We start from the raw sequence: 17,303 nt of genomic DNA on the forward strand, positions 1-17,303 counted from the left end.
CGGGTCCTCACCGTTCGTCGTCGTCGGGGCCGCCGTACGCGGCGTCTTCGAGCTCGCTCAGCACCTGCTCCTCCACCAGCTCCGCCAGGGCGGCCACGGTGCGGGAGACCAGGACGTCGCGGGGGGTGAGCGTGACGCCGAAGGCGTCGTTGGCGCGGGAGGCGATCAGCAGGGCGCGCATCGAGTCGCCGCCCAGCAGGAAGAAGTCGTCCTCCACGCCCACGGCCGTCCGCAGGCTCTCCTCCCAGATGGCCGCCACCGCCTCCTCGGTGGGCGTGCGGGGCGCCACGTGGCCGGCCTGCCCCCACTCGACGGGGGCGGGCACGGGCAGGGCCGTCCGGTCGGTCTTGCCGCTCTCGGTGAGTGGGAAGGCGTCCAGGACGGCGAACGCCGAGGGGACCATGTGGCCCGGCAGGGAGCGGGCGGCCAGCGCGCGCAGCTCGGCGCCGGACGGCGCGTCGCCGCCGGGGCCCGCGAGCAGGTGGGCGACCAGGCGAGGCTGCCCCGGCTCGTCCTCCCGCACGCTCACCACGGCGTCCAGGACGGACGGGTGGCGCACCAGGACCGCCTCGACCTCACCCGCCTCGATCCGGTGTCCGCGCAGCTTGAGCTGGTGGTCCGTGCGGCCCAGGTAGTGCAGCTCGCCTCGGGAGTCGCGGCGCACCCGGTCGCCGGTGCGGTACATCCGGGTGCCGGGCGGACCGAACGGGTCGGCCGTGAACCGCGCCGCGGTCAGCCCCGGCCGGCCCAGGTAGCCGCGGGCCAGGGCCGGTCCGCTCAGCCACAGTTCGCCCGGCACGCCGTCGGCCACCGGCCGCAGCCGCGCGTCCAGGACGTAGGCCCCGGTGGCGGGCAGCGGGCGGCCGATGGGCGGCGCGGCGCCGTCCGGCTCCAGCGGCGCGGACCAGGTGGCGACGACGGTGGCCTCGGTGGGCCCGTAGGAGTTGACCATGCGGTGCCGCGGGGCCCACCGGGCCACCAGGTCGGCGCTGCACGCGTCGGCGCCGACCACCAGCGTCTTGAGGTCCGGCAGCGTGCCGGGGGTGCCGGGCGGCAGGGTGGCCAGGGCGGCCGGGGGCAGCAGGGTATGGGTGATCCGCTCCTCCCGGAGCACCTGGGCCAGCGCGGCGCCGAGCAGCGGACCGGGAGCGGGGACCACCAGCCGGGCTCCGTGCGGGAGGGACATGCACAGTTCGAGCACGGAGGCGTCGAAGCTGGGGGTGGCGAAGGCCAGCACCCGGTCACCCGGGGCCACTTGGTAGTGCTCGGCCTCGGCCGCGGCGAACACCGCGAGCCCGCGGTGGGTGAGGACGACGCCCTTGGGGGTACCGGTGGAGCCGGAGGTGTAGATCACGTAGGCCGGGTCGTCCAGGTCCAGCGGGCGGCTGCGGTCGGCGTCGGTGGGCCGGCGGTCGGGCGTGCCGTCCGCCGGCGCGGCCAGCAGGCCGGCCACCTCCTTGGCATCGAGGGTGAGCGCAGGAGCCGCGTCGCGCAGCATCAGCTCGACCCGTTCGTCCGGATAGGTGGGGTCGACCGGCAGGAACGCGGCGCCGGTCTTCGCCACCGCCAGCTGGGCCAGCACCATGTCCGCCGAGCGCGGCAGCAGCAGCGCCACCAGCTCGCCGGGACCGGCGCCGCGCGCGATGAGCCGGTGCGCCAGCCGGTTGGCCTGCGCCTCGACCTCGGCGAAGGACAGCTCCAGGCCCGGGGCGGCCAGCGCCGGTGCGTCCGGCCGGCGGTCCACGGCGGCCTCCACCAGGGCGGGCAGCGTGGCCCGGGGCGCCGGGTCGAGCGGCGGTCGCACCGGCCCGTGCAGCAGCCGGGTCCGCTCCCCGGGCGGCAGCACGTCGATGTCGTCCAGCCGGCCGGCGCCGTCCGAGGCGGCCAGCGCGGACAGCGTGTGCAGCAGCTGGGCGGCCAGCGAGCCGGCCGTGCCGGGATCGAAGTACCGCGGGTCGTAGCCGAGTTCCACACTGAGCCGGTCACCGGGTGAAACCACCACGGTGAGCGGGTAGTTGGTGGCCTCCCGGGCCTCCAGGTCGCGGATCAGCAGTCCGTGCGCGCCGGCCGTCGCCTCGCCCACCGGGTAGTTCTCGAAGACGATCAGACTGTCGAACATCGCTGTGCCGGGCGGCAGTTCGCTCAGGGCCTGGATCTCGCTCAGCGGCAGGTGGTCGAACCGGCGGTCCTCGGCCCGGGCCTCCTGCACCGCGCGCAGCCACCCGTCGCAGCTCGCGCCGCCGTCGACGGTGACGCGGGCGGGCAGCGTGGTGATGAAGAGGCCGATGATGGTGTCCGCGCCGACCAGGTCGGCCGGCCGCCCGGAGACGGTGGTGCCGAAGCACACCTGCGACTGGCCGCTCCAGCGCGAGAGCAGCAACGCCCAGGCCCCCTGGACCAGGGTGTTCAGGGTGAGGCGGTGGCGACGGGCGAACTCCTGGAGGCGGTGGGTCTCGGCCGCGCCGAGCCGCTGCGACAGCCAGACCCCGGAGCAGGCCGTCGCGTCCTGACCGGGCCTGCGGTCGTAGGGCAGTGCGGTGGGCGTGGCGAGGTCCGCCAGGGCGCCCCGCCAGTGGTCCGCCGCCCGGCCGGTGTCGCGGCCGGCCAGCCAGCCCGCGTAGTCCGCGAAGGGCCGGCGCTCGGGCAGGCTAGGCCGCTCGCCGCGGGCGAGCGCCGCGTGGGCGGCCAGCACGTCCGACAGGACCTGGAAGACGCTCCACCCGTCCAGCAGGACGTGGTGGAAGGTCCACACCACGCGCACCGCGTCCGGGCCGAGCCGGACCAGGTCGAGCCGCAGCAGCGGGGCCCGGTCCAGGCCCAGGGGGCGGCCCCGCCGCTCGGCGAGGAACAGTTCCAGCTCCGTCCCGAGCCGCTCGGGCGCCACGGCGCTCCAGTCGTGCTCGGTGACGGGCAGGGTCGCCTGCCGGTGCACCACCTGAAGGGGTACGGGCACGTCGTGCAGCACCACGGAGGTGCGCAGCACCGGTGTGCGGTCGACCACGTGCTGCCAGGCGGCGGCCAGCAGTCGCGGGTCGCGGGCGCCGTCCAGCACGAAGGTGAGCTGCTCGACGTAGAGGCCGTTCCCCGCCTCGTCGAGGCCGTGCACGACCATGCCGGTCTGGGTCGGCGTGAGCGGGTAGATCTCCACCACCTCCCGCCCGGTGCCCGCCAGCCGGTCGACGGCCGGCTGGTCCAGCGGAGCGAGCGGGAAGTCGGAGGGCGTGCGGCCCCCGGCGCCGGGCTCGGCGCAGTGGCGGATGATCGCCCGCAGCTCGTCGGCCAGTTCGGCCGCCAGCCGGGCGACGGTCTCCCGCCGGTGCACCTCCCGGGAGTACGACCAGGTGAACTCCAGCCGTCCCTCGCTCACCTGCCCGAGGACGTCGAGGAGGTGCGGCCGCTCGGCCGAGGGGTCCATACCGCCGCCGAGCGGGCCGGACGGCGCGTGCAGCAGGCCGCCCGGTGGGTGGTTCCGGTCCTGGCGCCCCAGGTAGTTGAAGCCGATCCGCGGCAGCTCCGGCAGCGGCGGTCCCCCGGCGGGTCGCAGGTGGCGGAGCGCGCCGTAGCCGAGTCCGCCGCGCGGCACCGCGCGCAGGCTCTCCTTGACCGCCTTCAGCGCGCCACCGGTGTCCGCGTCCCGGGGCACCTCCAGGGCGACGGGGTACATCGTGGTGAACCAGCCGACGGTCCGGGCGAGGTCGACGTCGTCGAACAGCTCCTCCCGGCCGTGGCCCTCCAGGGTCACCACCACCCGGTCCCGGCCGGTCCAGCGGGACAGCACGCGGCCCAGGGCGCAGAGCAGGACGTCGTTGACCCGGGTCCGGTAGACCTCCGGCACGTCCTGGAGCAGCCGGCGGGTCTCCTCGGCGTCCAGGCCGACGGTCAGCGCCTCCTCGACGGCCGCCGTGTTGGCGCCGTCGAGGTCCCTCGGCAGCACGATCGCGCCGTCCCCGTCGTCGAGGCCCTGCCAGTGGACGAGTTCGTCGTCGAAGCCGCCGGCCGCGGTGTGCGCGGCGAGCCGGCGGGCCCAGGCCTGGAACGAGGTGCTCTTGGCCCCGAGGTCGGGCGTGCGACCTTCGCCCAGGGCGCGATAGGCGCGCTCCAGGTCCTCCAGGATCAGCCGCCAGGAGACGGCGTCCACCACCAGGTGGTGCGCGGCCAGCAGCAGGACCGGGTGCGCCGCGCCGTCGAAGCGGCACAGCGCGGCGCGCAGCAGTGGCCCGCTGCCCAGGTCGAAGCCGTCCGCCAGGTCGGCGGCGGCCTCGCGCAGCGCCGCCGCGAGGACCCGCGGCTCACCGCCGGGCAGGTCGTGCACCCGCAGGCTGACCGGCGCGCCGCCGGGGGCGGCTCCGTACTGGCGCCACTGACCGGGGCCGGTCGGCTCGAACCGGAGGCTCAGCGCGTCGTGGTGGGCCAGCACGGCGGTCAGGGCCGCGCGCAGCAGGGTCTCGTCGGCGTCCGCCGCGAGCTGGTAGGAGACCCCCTGGGTGAAGCGGGCGTCACCGCCCAGGGTGTCGAACAGCCAGTGCTGGACGGGGGTGAGCGGAACCTCGCCCACCACCGCGCCCTGCTCGGCGACGACCGCCGCGACCGGCGCCTCCTCGGCGGCCAGGGCGAGTTCGGCCAGTGTCTGGTGCGAGAACAGGTGCCGGGGGGTCAGCGCGAGCCCGGCCCGGCGGGCGGCCGAGACGATCTGGATCCCCAGGATCGAGTCGCCGCCGAGCGCGAAGTAGTTGTCGTCCGGGCCCACGTCGGGCACTCCGAGGACCTCGGACCAGATCGCGGCGAGCAGCCGCTCGGTGCCGGTGCGCGAGGGCCGGTCGCCGGCCGCGGCCGGGGTGGCCCGCGGCGGCTCGGACAGGGTGCCCCCCGGCGCCGGGGCCACCGCCGCCGCGAGCCGTTCGAGGGCCGCGCGTCCGCGCGGCGGGTCCGGCAACGGCACGTCGGCCGGCGACTGTTCGAGGTCCGCCGCGATCGCCGCGAGCAGCGTCGCCAGGCCCGCCCCGAGCGCCTCGACGGTCGCCGCGTCGAAGGCGGCCGGGTCGTACTCGAGGCTGACCGACAGCGCCTCGCCGGGCACCACCACCACGCACAGCGGGTAGTTGGTGGGCTCCACGTCGCGTTCGGCCTCGACGGCCAGGCCGTAACGGTTCACCGCGTCCTCGTCGAACGGGTAGTTCTCGAAGACCACGATGCTGTCGAACAGGCTGGTCCCGCCGGGCACCTCGCTCCAGGTCTGCAGCTGCGCCAGCGAGACGAAGCCGTGGCGCCGGTCCTCCGACTGGGCGGCCTGCAGAGCACGCAGCCACTCCCGCAGCGGGCGCTGTCCCTCGATCCGCACCCGGGTGGGCAGCGTGTTGATGAACAGCCCCACCATCGAGGTCACGCCGGGGAGTTCGGCAGGCCGACCGGAGACGATGGTGCCGAACACCACGTCGTCGCCGCCGCCGCAGCGCGCGAGCAGCAGCGCCCAGGCACCCTGCAGCACCGTGTTGACGGTCAGCCCCGCCTGTTGCGCCGTCTCGCGCAGCCGCGGCGACAGGTCGTCGTCGAGCGCCACGCGCACCGACGCGCCGGAGGAGGCGCGGTGGGCCTCGACGGGCCACCGGTCCCGGGGCAGCGGGGTGGCGGCCGGGAATCCGGCGAGCGCCTCGCGCCAGTGCCGCTCGGCCCGGGCGGGGTCCTGCCCGGCCAGCCAGCCCAGGTAGTGGCCGAAGGGAGCCCGCTCGGGCGCCGCCGGCGGGCGCCCGGTGGTGAGGGCGTCGTACCGCTCGCACACCTCGTCGAAGACCTGGGCCGCGCTCCACCCGTCCAGCAGGACGTGGTGGAAGGTCCACACCATCCGCACCCGGGTCGGTGACAGCCGGATCAGGGCGAGCCGCATCAGCGGCGCCGTGCGCAGGTCGAGGCCGGCCTGCCGGTCCTCGGCGACCAGACGGGCCGTCTCGCGCTCGATCCGGTCGGCCGGCCACTGCGACCAGTCGTGGTGGGCCACCGGCACGGCCGCCCGCTGCTGGACGACCTGGTGCGGCTCGGCGCTCTCCTCCCAGGTCAGCCGGGTGCGCAGGACCGGGTTGGCGTCCGCGGTCCGCTGCCACGCCTCGGCCAGGGCGTGCGGGTCGGTGACCCCGGACAGCACCAGCTGCACCTGGTTGAGGTAGGTGCGGCCGTCCGGTTCGAGCAGGCTGTGGAAGAGCATGCCGGCCTGCATCGGCGTCAGCGGGTAGACGTCCGCCACGTCGCGCCCGTCCCCCACGATCCGGTCGACGGCCGCCTGGTCCAGGCGGGCCAGCGGGAAGTCCGCGGGGGTGCGGCCGCCGGCGACCGGGTCGGCGCAGTGGGCGACGATGCCTTCCAGCGCGCTCACCATGCCGTCCGCCAGCGAGGCCACGGTCCGCTCGTGGTGGCGGCCGGCGCTGTAGTACCAGCTGATCTCCAGGTGGTCGTCCTGGACGCGGGCCACTACCTCGAGCAGGTGCGGGCGCGCCGCGCCGGGCGCCTGCGCGCCGTCGAGCCCGCCGGGGACCGCGCGCACCAGGGCGGCGCCCTCGTCCGACCAGTCGAACCGGCCCAGGTAGTTGAAGCTGATGCCGGGAGTCGCCGCACCGACCAGCCGGGCGTCCTGGGCGAGGTGGCGCAGCGCGCCGTAGCCCAGGCCCCGGTCGGGCACCGCGCGCAGCTGCTCCTTCACGGACTTGAGCGCGGTGCCCCAGTCCCCCTCGGGCACCCGGAGGGCGACGGGGAAGAGCGTGGTGAACCAGCCGACCGTGCGGGACAGATCGATGTCCTCGAAGAACTGGTCCTCGCGCCCGTGCCCCTCCAGCCCGACGGCGACGGTGTCCCGCCCGGTCCACCGGGCGACGACCCGGCCGAGCGCGGTGAGCAGGACGTCGTCGATCCGGGTCCGGTAGACCCCGGGGACCTTGCGCAGCAGTTCGTCGGTGCGTTCCCGTTCCAGCCGGACCGTCACCGCGCGCACGTCGGCCGCGGTGTTGCCGCCCTCGCTGTCCACCGGCAGCGGCGCCGCGCTGTGCCGGGCGACCGCCGTCCAGTGGGCACGCCGGCCGGCGAACCCGCCGCTCGCCGTGTGCTCGCGCAACCGGCGCGTCCATTCCTGGAACGAGCTCGTCCGGGCGGGCAGGCGCAGCGGCCGACCGGCCGCGGCCTGCCGGTAGGCGGTCTCCAGGTCCTCCAGCAGCACCCGCCAGGAGACCCCGTCGACCACCAGGTGGTGCACGGCCAGCAGCAGCCGGGCGGGCCCGGTGCCGCCGGTGGTGAACAGGCGGGCGGTGAGCAGCGGGCCGGTCTCCAGCCGGAACCCTTCGTGCGCCGCCGCGGTGGCCAGGGCCTCGGCCCGCTCGGCCGCGCCCGGTTCCAGGCCGGCCAGGTCGCAGACTTCGAGCAGCTCGGGCGCGGGGGCGTCCGCCGGGGCGCAGTGCTGGCGGACGCCGCCGTCCGGCTCGGCGGTGAAGCGTGACCGCAGCGCGTCGTGGTGCGCCCACAGGGCCGTCAGGGCGCGGCGCAGCACGTCCGGGTCGACCTGGCCGGGGGTCTCCACGACCACGCTCTGGTTGAAGAAGCCGGCCTGCGGCGGGCGGGGGTCGAGGTACCAGTGCTGGATCGGCGCGAGGGCGACCTCGCCGCTCACCGGCTCGGTGCCGGCGACGGAGCCCGCCGTGCCGGTGATGACGGCCAGTGCGGCGATGGTGGGGTACCGGAACAGGTCGCGGGGGGTCAGCGCGAGCCCCGCTGCCCGGGCCCGCGAGACGACCTGGATGCTCAGGATCGAGTCGCCGCCCAGCATGAAGAAGTCGTCGTCGGCGCCGACCCGGTCCACGCCGAGCAGCTCCGCCCAGATCGCGGCGAGCACCTGTTCGGTCCCGGTGGCCGGTGCCCGGTAGGCGCTGTCTCCGGACGCCGCCCAGTCCGGGGCGGGCAGCCGGCGCCGGTCGACCTTGCCGTTGGCCGTCAGGGGCAGCTCGGGCACCGTGACGAACGCGGCGGGCAGCATGTAGTCGGGCAGGTCGGCCGCCAGGTGGCTGCGCAGGGCGGTCGCGGACGGCGCCGCGGCGCCTTCGGCCGGCACCAGGTGGGCGACCAGCCGCTTGCGGCCGGCGTCCTGGTGGAGCGAGACGACCGCCTCGGCGACGTCCGGGTGGTCGGTGAGTCGCGCCTCGATCTCGGCGGGTTCGATGCGGAACCCGCGGACCTTGATCTGGTCGTCCGCCCGCCCCACGAAGTGCAGTTCGCCGTCGTCGCTCCAGCGCGCGGTGTCACCGGTGCGGTACATCCGCTCCCCCGGCGGCCCGAACGGGTCGGCCACGTAACGGGTGGCGGTCTCGCCGGGCCGGCCGGCGTAGCCCCGGGCGAGCCCGGCGCCGGCGATGTACAGCTCTCCCACGATGCCGGGCGGTTGCGGCTGGAGCGCGTCGTCGAGCAGGTAGACGCGGGTGTTGTCCAGCGGGCGTCCGATGGGCAGCACCGCGGACAGCGGCTCGCCGGCGCGGAAGACCCGGCGGGTGGCGAAGGTGGTCGTCTCGGTCGGACCGTAGCCGTCGACCACGGTGAGGTCGGGGCACGCCTCCAGGACCCGGCGGACCACCGCGCCCGGCACGGCCTCGCCACCGGTCCACACTTCCCGGGCGCCGCGCAGGCAGCCGGGGTCCTCCTGGGCGAGGAGGCGGAAGAGGCCGGCGGTCAGCCAGAGGTGGCGCACGCCCTGCTCGGTGACGGCGCGCCGGACCACGGCCGCGTCCAGTTCCACCGGAGGGGCCAGCACGGCCGTGCCGCCGCGCAGCAGGGGCACCCACACCTCGTAGGTGGAGGCGTCGAACGCGTGCGGGGAGTGCACGAGCACCCGGTCGTGGCCGGTGAAGGCACGGCCCAGGGCGAGCGCGGCGACATCGCGCTGGCGCACCGCGACGCCCTTGGGCGTGCCCGTCGAGCCGGAGGTGAACATCAGGTACTGGAGGTTGTCGGGGTGGACCGCCGGACCGTCCTGATCGGGCCGGCCCTCGGCGGCCGCGTCGTGCGTCGGCTCGTCCGGGCGCAGGACGCCGTCGCCGGGGCACAGGTCGCGCGCCGTCGGCTCCCAGTCGGCGTCGGTGAGCACCAGCCCGGCGCCGGCCTCGGCCAGCGTCCGGCGCAGCCGCTCGCGCGGCGCCCGCCCGTCCAGCGGCACGTACACCCCGCCGGTGCGGACCAGTGCCAGTTGGGCGACGATCAGCCACACCGAACGGTTCATCAGCACGCCGACCGGGCGTTCGACCCGGACGCCGAGCGCGGTCAGCCGGCGCGCCAGGGCGGCGGCGCGGGCGTCGAGCTCCCGGTAGCTGAGTCGCTCGTCGCCGGCTTCCAGCGCGACGGCGTCGGGCGTGCGGCGCACCTGTTCGGCGAACAGCTCGGCGACGCTGCGCTCGGGCAGGTCGGTGGCGGTGTCGTTCCAGGCGTGGAGCACCTGGGCGCGGCGCTCCGCGCTCAGCAGCGGCAGCCGGGCGGGCGGGCGCTGGGCGCCGTCGGGCATACCCGCCAGCAGGACGGTGAGGTACTCGGCCATCCGCCGAGCCGTGGCGGCGTCGAACAGCTCCGGGTCGTAGCAGAGCCGCAGCGCCAGCTCAGGGCCCGGGTAGGCCACCAGGCTCAAGGGGTAGTTGGTGGTCTCGACACCCTCCAGGCCGCTCAGGCGCAGGCCGTGGGAGGCGGCGAGTTCGTCGTCCACCGGGTAGTTCTCGAAGACGACGATGCTGTCGAACAGGGCGGTCCGCTCGGGAAGGCCGGTGAACGTCCGCATCCGGGTCAGTGGCACGAAGTCGAAGCGCCGGTCCTCGTTCTGCTCCCACTGGAGCCGGCGCAGCCAGTCGACCAGCGTGCCGACGGCCGGCACCGCCGCGCGGGTGGGCAGCGTCGCGATGAAGAGGCCGGTCATCGCCTCGGCGCCGGGCAGCTCGGCCGGCCGGCCGGACACCGTGGTGCCGAACACCACCTCGTCACGGCCTGACTGACGCCCCAGCAGCAGCGCCCAGGCGCCCTGGACCAGGGTGTTCAGGGTGAGGCCGGTGGTCTTCGCGAAGCCTTCCAGGGCCCGGGTGGCGGACGCGGGCACGCTCACCCGCACGGCCTGGCCGGACTCCGCGTGGTGGCTCTCGCGCGGCTCGCGGTCCCAGGGCAGCGGCGTCGCCTCGGTCAGGCCGCCGAGGCGCTCCCGCCAGTGCTGCTCGGCCTGGTCCCAGTCGCGCTCGCGCAGCCAGGCCAGGTAGTCGCGGTAGGGAGGGCGCTGCGCCGTCCCGTCCGGGACATCCGGAGCGTCCGGCCCCGCCGCGCAGAGCGCCGCGTGGCAGGCGAAGACGTCCGACAGCACCTGGAACAGGCTCCAGCCGTCCAGGATCAGGTGGTGAAAGGACCAGACCACGCGCACCCCGGTCTCCGAGACCCGTGCGAGCACCAGACGCTGGAGCGGCGCCTGGGCAAGGTCGATGCCGGTCGCGCGGTCGCGGTCCAGCAGGTCGGCCAGCCGCTCGCGGCGCTCCTCCTCCGTCAGCTCGCGCCAGTCCAGGCCGGTGACCGGGACGGGGGCGCGGCGTTCCACCACCAGCAACGGCTCGGGCACGCCCTCCCACCGGACGCGGCCGCGCAGCACCGCGCTCCGCCCGGTCACCCGCTGCCAGGCCGCGGCCAGCCGGTCCGGGTCGGGTACGCCCTCCAGGACGAAGGTCAGCTGCTGGAAGTAGACGGCGCTGTCGGCCTGGGAGAGGGCGTGGAAGAGCATGCCGGTCTGGGTCGGCGTCAGCGGCAGGACGTCCTCCACGGCGCCCGGCTCGGCTCCCACGACGCGGTCCACGGCGGCCTGGTCGAGCCGGACGAGCGGGAAGTCGGACGGCGTGCGGCCGCCAGCGCCCGGCCGGGCCGCGTGCCGGGCGAGGTCGGCCAGCGTGTCGGCGAACCGTCCGGCCAGCGCCTCGACGGTGGAGGGCAGGTACCGCTGGTCGGAGTAGAACCAGCTGAACTCCAGCGCGTCCCCGTCGAGGCGTCCGACGACCTCCAGGGCGTGCGGGCGCTCGACCAGGGGGTCGGCGTCCAGCTCCAGCGGGCGGAAGGTGCCCCGGTACAGGCCGTCCGGGCCGTCCGGGAACGCGATGCGCCCCAGGTAGTTGAAGCTGACCTGCGCCGTCCTGACCTGCGCCGTCCTGCCCTGCGCCGCCGCGCCCCGCGCCGCCCCGATCCGGCCCAGCCGGTCAAGCACGTCGTGGCCCAGGCCGTGCCGGGGAACGGCCCGCAGCTGCTCCTTGACCTGCTTGAGGACCGCGTCCCAGTCCGCCTGCGCCGGAACGGCGAGGGCGACGGGGTGCCGGGTGGTGAACCAGCCGACGGTACGGCTGATGTCGAGGTCGGAGAAGAGTTCCTCCCGCCCGTGCCCCTCGACGTCGACCACCACCCGGTCCTGCCCGCTCCACCCGCACAGGACCCGGCCGAGAGCGCTCAGCAGCACGTCGTTGACCTGGGTGCGGTAGGTCTCGGGCAGGGTGCGCAGCAGGACGGCGGTGTCGGCGGCGCTCAGGCGCACGGTCACCGAGCGGGCCGAGGCGTAGGTGTCGGCGCCCGCCAGGTCGGCCGGGCGCGGGTCCGCGCGGTCCGGGAGGGCCCGCGCCCAGTAGCCCCGCTCGTCGTCGAAGCCGCCGTCGGCGGCGTGCGCGTGCAGCCGCTGGGCCCACTGCCGCAGCGGCGAGGACTTGGCGGGCAGCGCCGCCGCTCCGTCGCCGCCGTCGCGGCGGGCCCGGTAGGCCAGGTCGAGGTCCTCCAGCAGCACCCGCCAGGAGACGCCGTCCACCACCAGGTGGTGCACGGCCAGGTGCAGGACGGGCGGGCGGCCGGCCCCGCGCTCGTGCAGCACGGCGCGCAGCTGCGGCCCGTGGCGCAGCTCGAAGGGGCCGAAGTGCGGGGTGTCGGTGTCCGGGCCGCTGTGGCGGGCCAGGGCGACCCGGCGGGTCTGCTCCTCGATCCGCCAGCGCGGGTCCGCGCCGTCGGCGGCCCCGAACGATGAGCGCAGGGCGTCGTGGTGAGCGACCAGGTCGTTCAGCGCGTCCTCCAGCGCCGCCGGGTCCAGGTCCTCGGGCAGCCGGACGGACAGCGCCTGGGCGAAGTGGCCGACGCGTTCGGCGCCCGCGTGGAACCACCAGTGCTGGATGGGCGTCAGGGGGCTCTCGCCGGTGGCGGCGACCACGGCGGCGTCGGTCGGCCGTGACCGGTCGGCGGCGTCCGCGCAGCGGGCGAGCGCGGCGACCGTCTGGTGCTGGTAGACGTCCCGGGAGGTCACCGGCAGGCCGGACTGCCGGGCGCGGGCGACCACCTGGATGCTCAGGATGGAGTCGCCGCCGAGCTGGAAGAAGTTGTCCTCCGCGCCGACCCGCTCCACCTGGAGGACGTCCGCCCAGATGGCGGCGAAGGCCCGCTCACTGGGAGAGCGGGGCTCGACGTGGCCCACGGCGCGCGGGGCCGGTCCCGGAGCGGGCAGCCGGCCGCGGTCGAGCTTGCCGTTGGGGTTGAGCGGGAGGGTCGCCAGCACCAGGACCGCCGAGGGGACGAGGTAGTCGGGCAGCGTGAGAGCGAGCTCCCGGCGTACGGCTTCGGGCTCCGTGCGGCCTCCCGGGACGGGGACGACGTAGCCGACCAGGCGCCGGGTGCCCTCGCTCTCGCGGACGGTGGCGGCTGCCTGCGCCACGCCCTCGCAGCCGCGCAGCGCCTCCTCCACCTCCCCCAGTTCGATCCGGAAGCCGCGGACCTTGACCTGCTGGTCGATCCGGCCGACGTACTCCAGCTCACCCTCGGGGCTCCAGCGGGCCAGGTCCCCGGTGCGGTACATCCGCTGCCCCGGCGCGCCGTACGGGTCGGCCACGAACCGGGCGGCGGTCAGGCCCGGGCGGCCGAGGTAGCCGCGCGCCAGGCCGCCGCCACCGAGGTACAACTCGCCGACCACGCCCGGAGGCTGCGGGCGCAGCGCGCCGTCGAGGACGTAGCCGCGGGTCAGCGCGAGCGGCCTGCCGATCGGCGGTGCCTGCTCCGGCAGCCCGTCGCCCGCGAACCAGGCGGTGGCGTACACGGTGGCCTCGGTGGGGCCGTAGAGATTGGCGATCTCGCACCCGGGCATGACCTCCCGCAGGTCGCGCACCACCTGGGCCGGGAGGGCCTCACCGGCCAGCACGACGGTCCGCGCCTCCACCGGGGCCCCGCCGCCGGCGAGCAGGCGGGAGATCACCGAGGGCACGCCGCTGACCAGCCCGACCTGCCGCCGGCCGGGCGTGTCGGCGAGGGCGGGCAGGTCGGCGACCACCTCGACGCTCCCGCCCGCCAGCAGGGGGCAGAGCAGTTCGAAGACCGACACGTCGAAGTTGAGCGAGGTGGCGGCGATCACGTGGTCCAACCCGCCCGGACCGAACCGCTCCCCCGCCCAGCCGGCGAGCGCGACGACCGTGCGGTGGGTGACCACCACACCCTTGGGGCGGCCGGTGGACCCCGAGGTGTAGATGACGTAGGCCGGGTGGTCCGGCGCCAGCGGCCCGATCCGGTCGGCATCCGTCAGATCGGCTTCGTCCGTGCCCGGGGCGTCGGCGAACTCGTCGAGGATCAGGGGCTCGCAGCCCTCCGGCAGCGCGGCGGCCGTCTGCCGGGTGGCGACGACGAGCACCGGCTCGGCGTCGTCGAGCATCAGCCGGATGCGCTCGGCCGGATAGCCCGGGTCCAGCGGAAGGTACCCCGCGCCCGACTTCAGCACCGCCCAGAGCGCCGAGGGCAGCTCGGCGGAGCGGGGCAGGCAGAGCGCGACCAGCTTCTCCGGGCCCGCGCCCCGGGAGACCAGCAGCCGGGCGAGGCGGTTGGCACGCCGGTTCACCTGGGCGTAGTCCAGTCGCACCGCGTCGCAGACCACGGCGGTCCGCTCGGGGGTGCGGGCCGCCTGCGCCTCGAACAGCTCGGGCAGGGCGACCTCCGCGGCGGTGGACCCGGTGCGCGCGGGCGGGTTCCACGAGTCGATCAGGGTGCGCCGCTCCTGCTCCGAGAGCATCGGCAGTTCGGCCAGCCGCAGCTGCGGGCCGTCCGCCATCGCCGCCAGCAGTCGGTGCAGGTGGCGGGACATCCGGGCCACGGTCGGGGCCTCGAAGAGGTCCGTGTTGTACTCGACGGTCAGGACGCAGCCGCCCCCGGCGTCCGGGGAGAACTCCAGGACCAGGTCGAAGCGCGCGGCGGGCCGCGGCAGCGGGTGTTCTTCGAGGCGCAGGCCGCCGGCGCCCGGCAGGTCGAGGGGGGCCTGCTGGACGACGAGCACCTGCACCAGCGGGGTGCGGCTGGGGTCCCGGGGCGGGGCCAGCTCCTCGACCACCCGGTCGAAGGGCACCCCGGCGTGGACGAAGGCGTCCAGCACGGTCGTGCGCATGTTCTCGACGAACCGGTCGACGGTGACCGTCTCGTCCACGTCACCGCGCAGCACGACCGTGTTCGCGAAGAAGCCCGTCACATCCTCCAGCTCACGGCGCTCCCGCCCGTTGGTGACGGTGCCGAAGGCCACGTCCCGCTGTCCCGAGTAGCGGGAGAACAGCAGCGCGGACGCCCCCGCGAACAGGGTGAACACCGTCGTGCCGCGTCCGGTGGCGAGGTGCCGAAGCCGGGCCACCAGGTCCGCGGGCAGGTGGTGGCGGTGTGCGGCGCCGGAGGTGGTGCGCACCGCGGGCCGCGGCCGGTCGGTGGGCAGGTGCAGGTGCTGCAGCCCGGACAGGTGGCGCTTCCAGTACCCGAGGCTCCCGGCGTCCTCCGCGACCTGCGCGTTCGAGGCTTGACGCCGCTGCTCCCAGACGGCGAAGTCGGGGTACTGGAGGGCCGGCACGGGCAGCGCGTCCGGTTCGCCGGAGACCTCCGCGTGGTAGAGCGCGGCCAGCTCGCGGACCAGGACGCCCACCGACCACCCGTCGGTGATGACGTGGTGCTGCCCCAGCAGCAGCAGGTGCTCGTCGGGGGCCAGGCGCACCAGCAGCGCCCGGGCCAGCGGGCCGCCCGTCAGGTCGTAGGGGCGGCTCAGCTCGTCGGTCAGCAACCGCTCGGCGGCCTCGGCGCGCCGCACCGCGGGCAGCTCGCCGAGGTCAGCCGTGCGCAGCGGCAGGGCGGCCTGCTCCGCGATCCGCTGCACGCCCTGCCCGTCGACCGTGTCGAACGTGGTGCGCAGCGAGGCGTGCCGGGCGACCAGGCGCCGCAGGGCCCGGCTCAGCGCCTCGGGGTCCGGTGCGCCGTGCAGCCGCAGGGCCACGCCGGTGTTGTACTCCGTCCCGCCGGCCGTGAGGTCGTCGAGGAACCAGAGCCGTCGCTGGGCGTTGGACAGCGGCAGCGGCACCCCGCGCGGGGCGGCCGGGATCGGCTCGGGCGGCGCGGTGGCGCGGTGCCCGCCCAGCAGCGGGGCCAGGGCCGCGACGGAGCGTGCGGTGAAGACGTCCCGCAGGGTGAGCCGGACGCCCAGTTCGTCCCTGATCCGGGCCAGGGTGCGGGCGGCGAGGATCGAGTCGCCGCCCAGTTCGAAGAAGTCGTCCGTCGCCCCGACCGTGTCGGCGCCCAGCACGTCCGCCCAGATGGCGGCCAGGGTGCGCTCCGGCGCGGTGAGCGGTGCCGCCCGGTCGGCGGACGCCGGGCGGACGGGCGCGGGCAGCGCTCGCCGGTCGATCTTGTTCTGCGAGGTGAGCGGCATCGCCGCCAGCACGACGACGACGGACGGCACCAGCTGGGCCGGCAGCGCGGCGGCCAGGTTCGTGCGCAGCTCCGCCGGGTCGGGCGTCCGCTCCGGGTCGGCCGGGGTGACGTAGCCGACCAGGCGTTCGCGGCCCGGCTCGTCCTCGCGGACCATGACGACGGCCTCGCCGACGGCGGTGTCCCGCCGCAGGGCGGCCTCGATCTCGCCCGGTTCGATCCGGAAGCCTCGGAGCTTCACCTGCCGGTCGAGCCGGCCGAGGAACTCCAGTTCTCCGTCGGCGTTCCAGCGCGCCCGGTCGCCGGTGCGGTAGAGCCGGGCGCCCGGTTCGCCGAACGGGTCGGCGACGAAGCGGGCTGCGGTCAGCCCGGCGCGGTTCAGGTAGCCGCGCGCCACCGCTTCGCCACCGATGTACAACTCGCCTTCCGAGGAAACCGGTTGCGGACGCATCGCCGCGTCCAGCACGTACACCCGGGTGTGCGGCAGGGCCCCGCCGATCGTCGGTGTACCGGCACCGGCCGAGAGCGGCCCGGTCCAGGTGGCGACGATGGTGGCCTCGGTCGGACCATAGGAGTTGATCATGCGTCGGCCCGGCGCCCAGCGGTCGACGAGCGCGGGCGGGCAGGCCTCGGCCCCGACGATCAGCGTGCGCAGCCGGTGGGCGGTGCCCGCAGCGGGGGCGGGCAGCGTCGCCAGCGCGGCCGGCGGGATCAGGGCGTGCGTGATGCCGTGCTCGTCCAGCACGGCGGCGAGTTCGTCGCCCAGCCAGGGGCCGCCCGGGGGCACCACGAGCGTGGCCCCGGACAGCACCGAGATGAAGAGCTCCAGGACGGAGGCGTCGAAGCTGGGCGAGGAGAACTGCAGCACCCGGTCACCGGCCCGCACCGCGTACCGCTCGATGGCGGCCGAGGTGAACCCGCCGATGCCGCGATGGGTGACCGCCACGCCCTTCGGTGTCCCGGTGGAGCCCGAGGTGTAGATCACGTACGCGACGTGGTCGGCGCCGACCGCCGGACGGGGAAGGCCGCCCCCTCCCCCGTCCGCCGCGTCCAGCACGGCGCGCACGAAGCCCGGGTCGTCCAGGGTCACCGCGGGCGCCGCGTCGGCGAGCATGAGAGCGCGCCGCTCGGCGGGGTAGTCGGGATCGACGGGCAGGAAGGCGGCGCCCGCCCTCGCGGTGGCCAGCTCCGCCGCGATCAGCTCCATCGAGCGCGGCAGGACCAGTGCCACCGTCCGCTCCGGCCCGGCCCCGCGCCGCACGAGGTACCCGGCCAGCAGGTCGACCCGTGCCGCCAGCTCCCGGTAGCTCCAGGTGCGCCGGCCGTCGGTCACCGCGGGCGCGTCGGGCGTGCGGGCCACCCAGGCGGCGAACAGCTCGCCGAGCGTCGCGCCCCCGTCCACCGGGGACGCCTCGTGCTCGGGCACCCCGAAGGCTTCACCGGCCTGCTGCGAGGTGGGCGCGGGGACGAGGCGGTCGGGCTGGTCGGCCATGGAGATGAGGTCCTTCCGGGCGGGGAGGAGGCGGCGCGAGCGGTTTGCGGGCAGCGGAGTGCGGCCGGGCACGCCCGACGCGTACTCCGGCACCAAG

General features: G+C 76.0%; 1 protein-coding gene. It reads right to left on the reverse strand.

Annotation, left to right across the window (positions count from 1 at the left end; all coding sequences use genetic code 11):
* Positions 1-7: 7 nt before the first annotated feature.
* Positions 8-17,206 carry a non-ribosomal peptide synthetase gene (locus ACZ34W_RS24280; protein ID WP_465606999.1) on the reverse strand — a complete coding sequence of 5,733 codons (17,199 nt, stop codon included), beginning with the start codon at positions 17,204-17,206 and terminating at the stop codon, positions 8-10.
* Positions 17,207-17,303: the final 97 nt, after the last annotated feature.

Source organism: Kitasatospora sp. NPDC022856, from assembly GCF_055561235.1.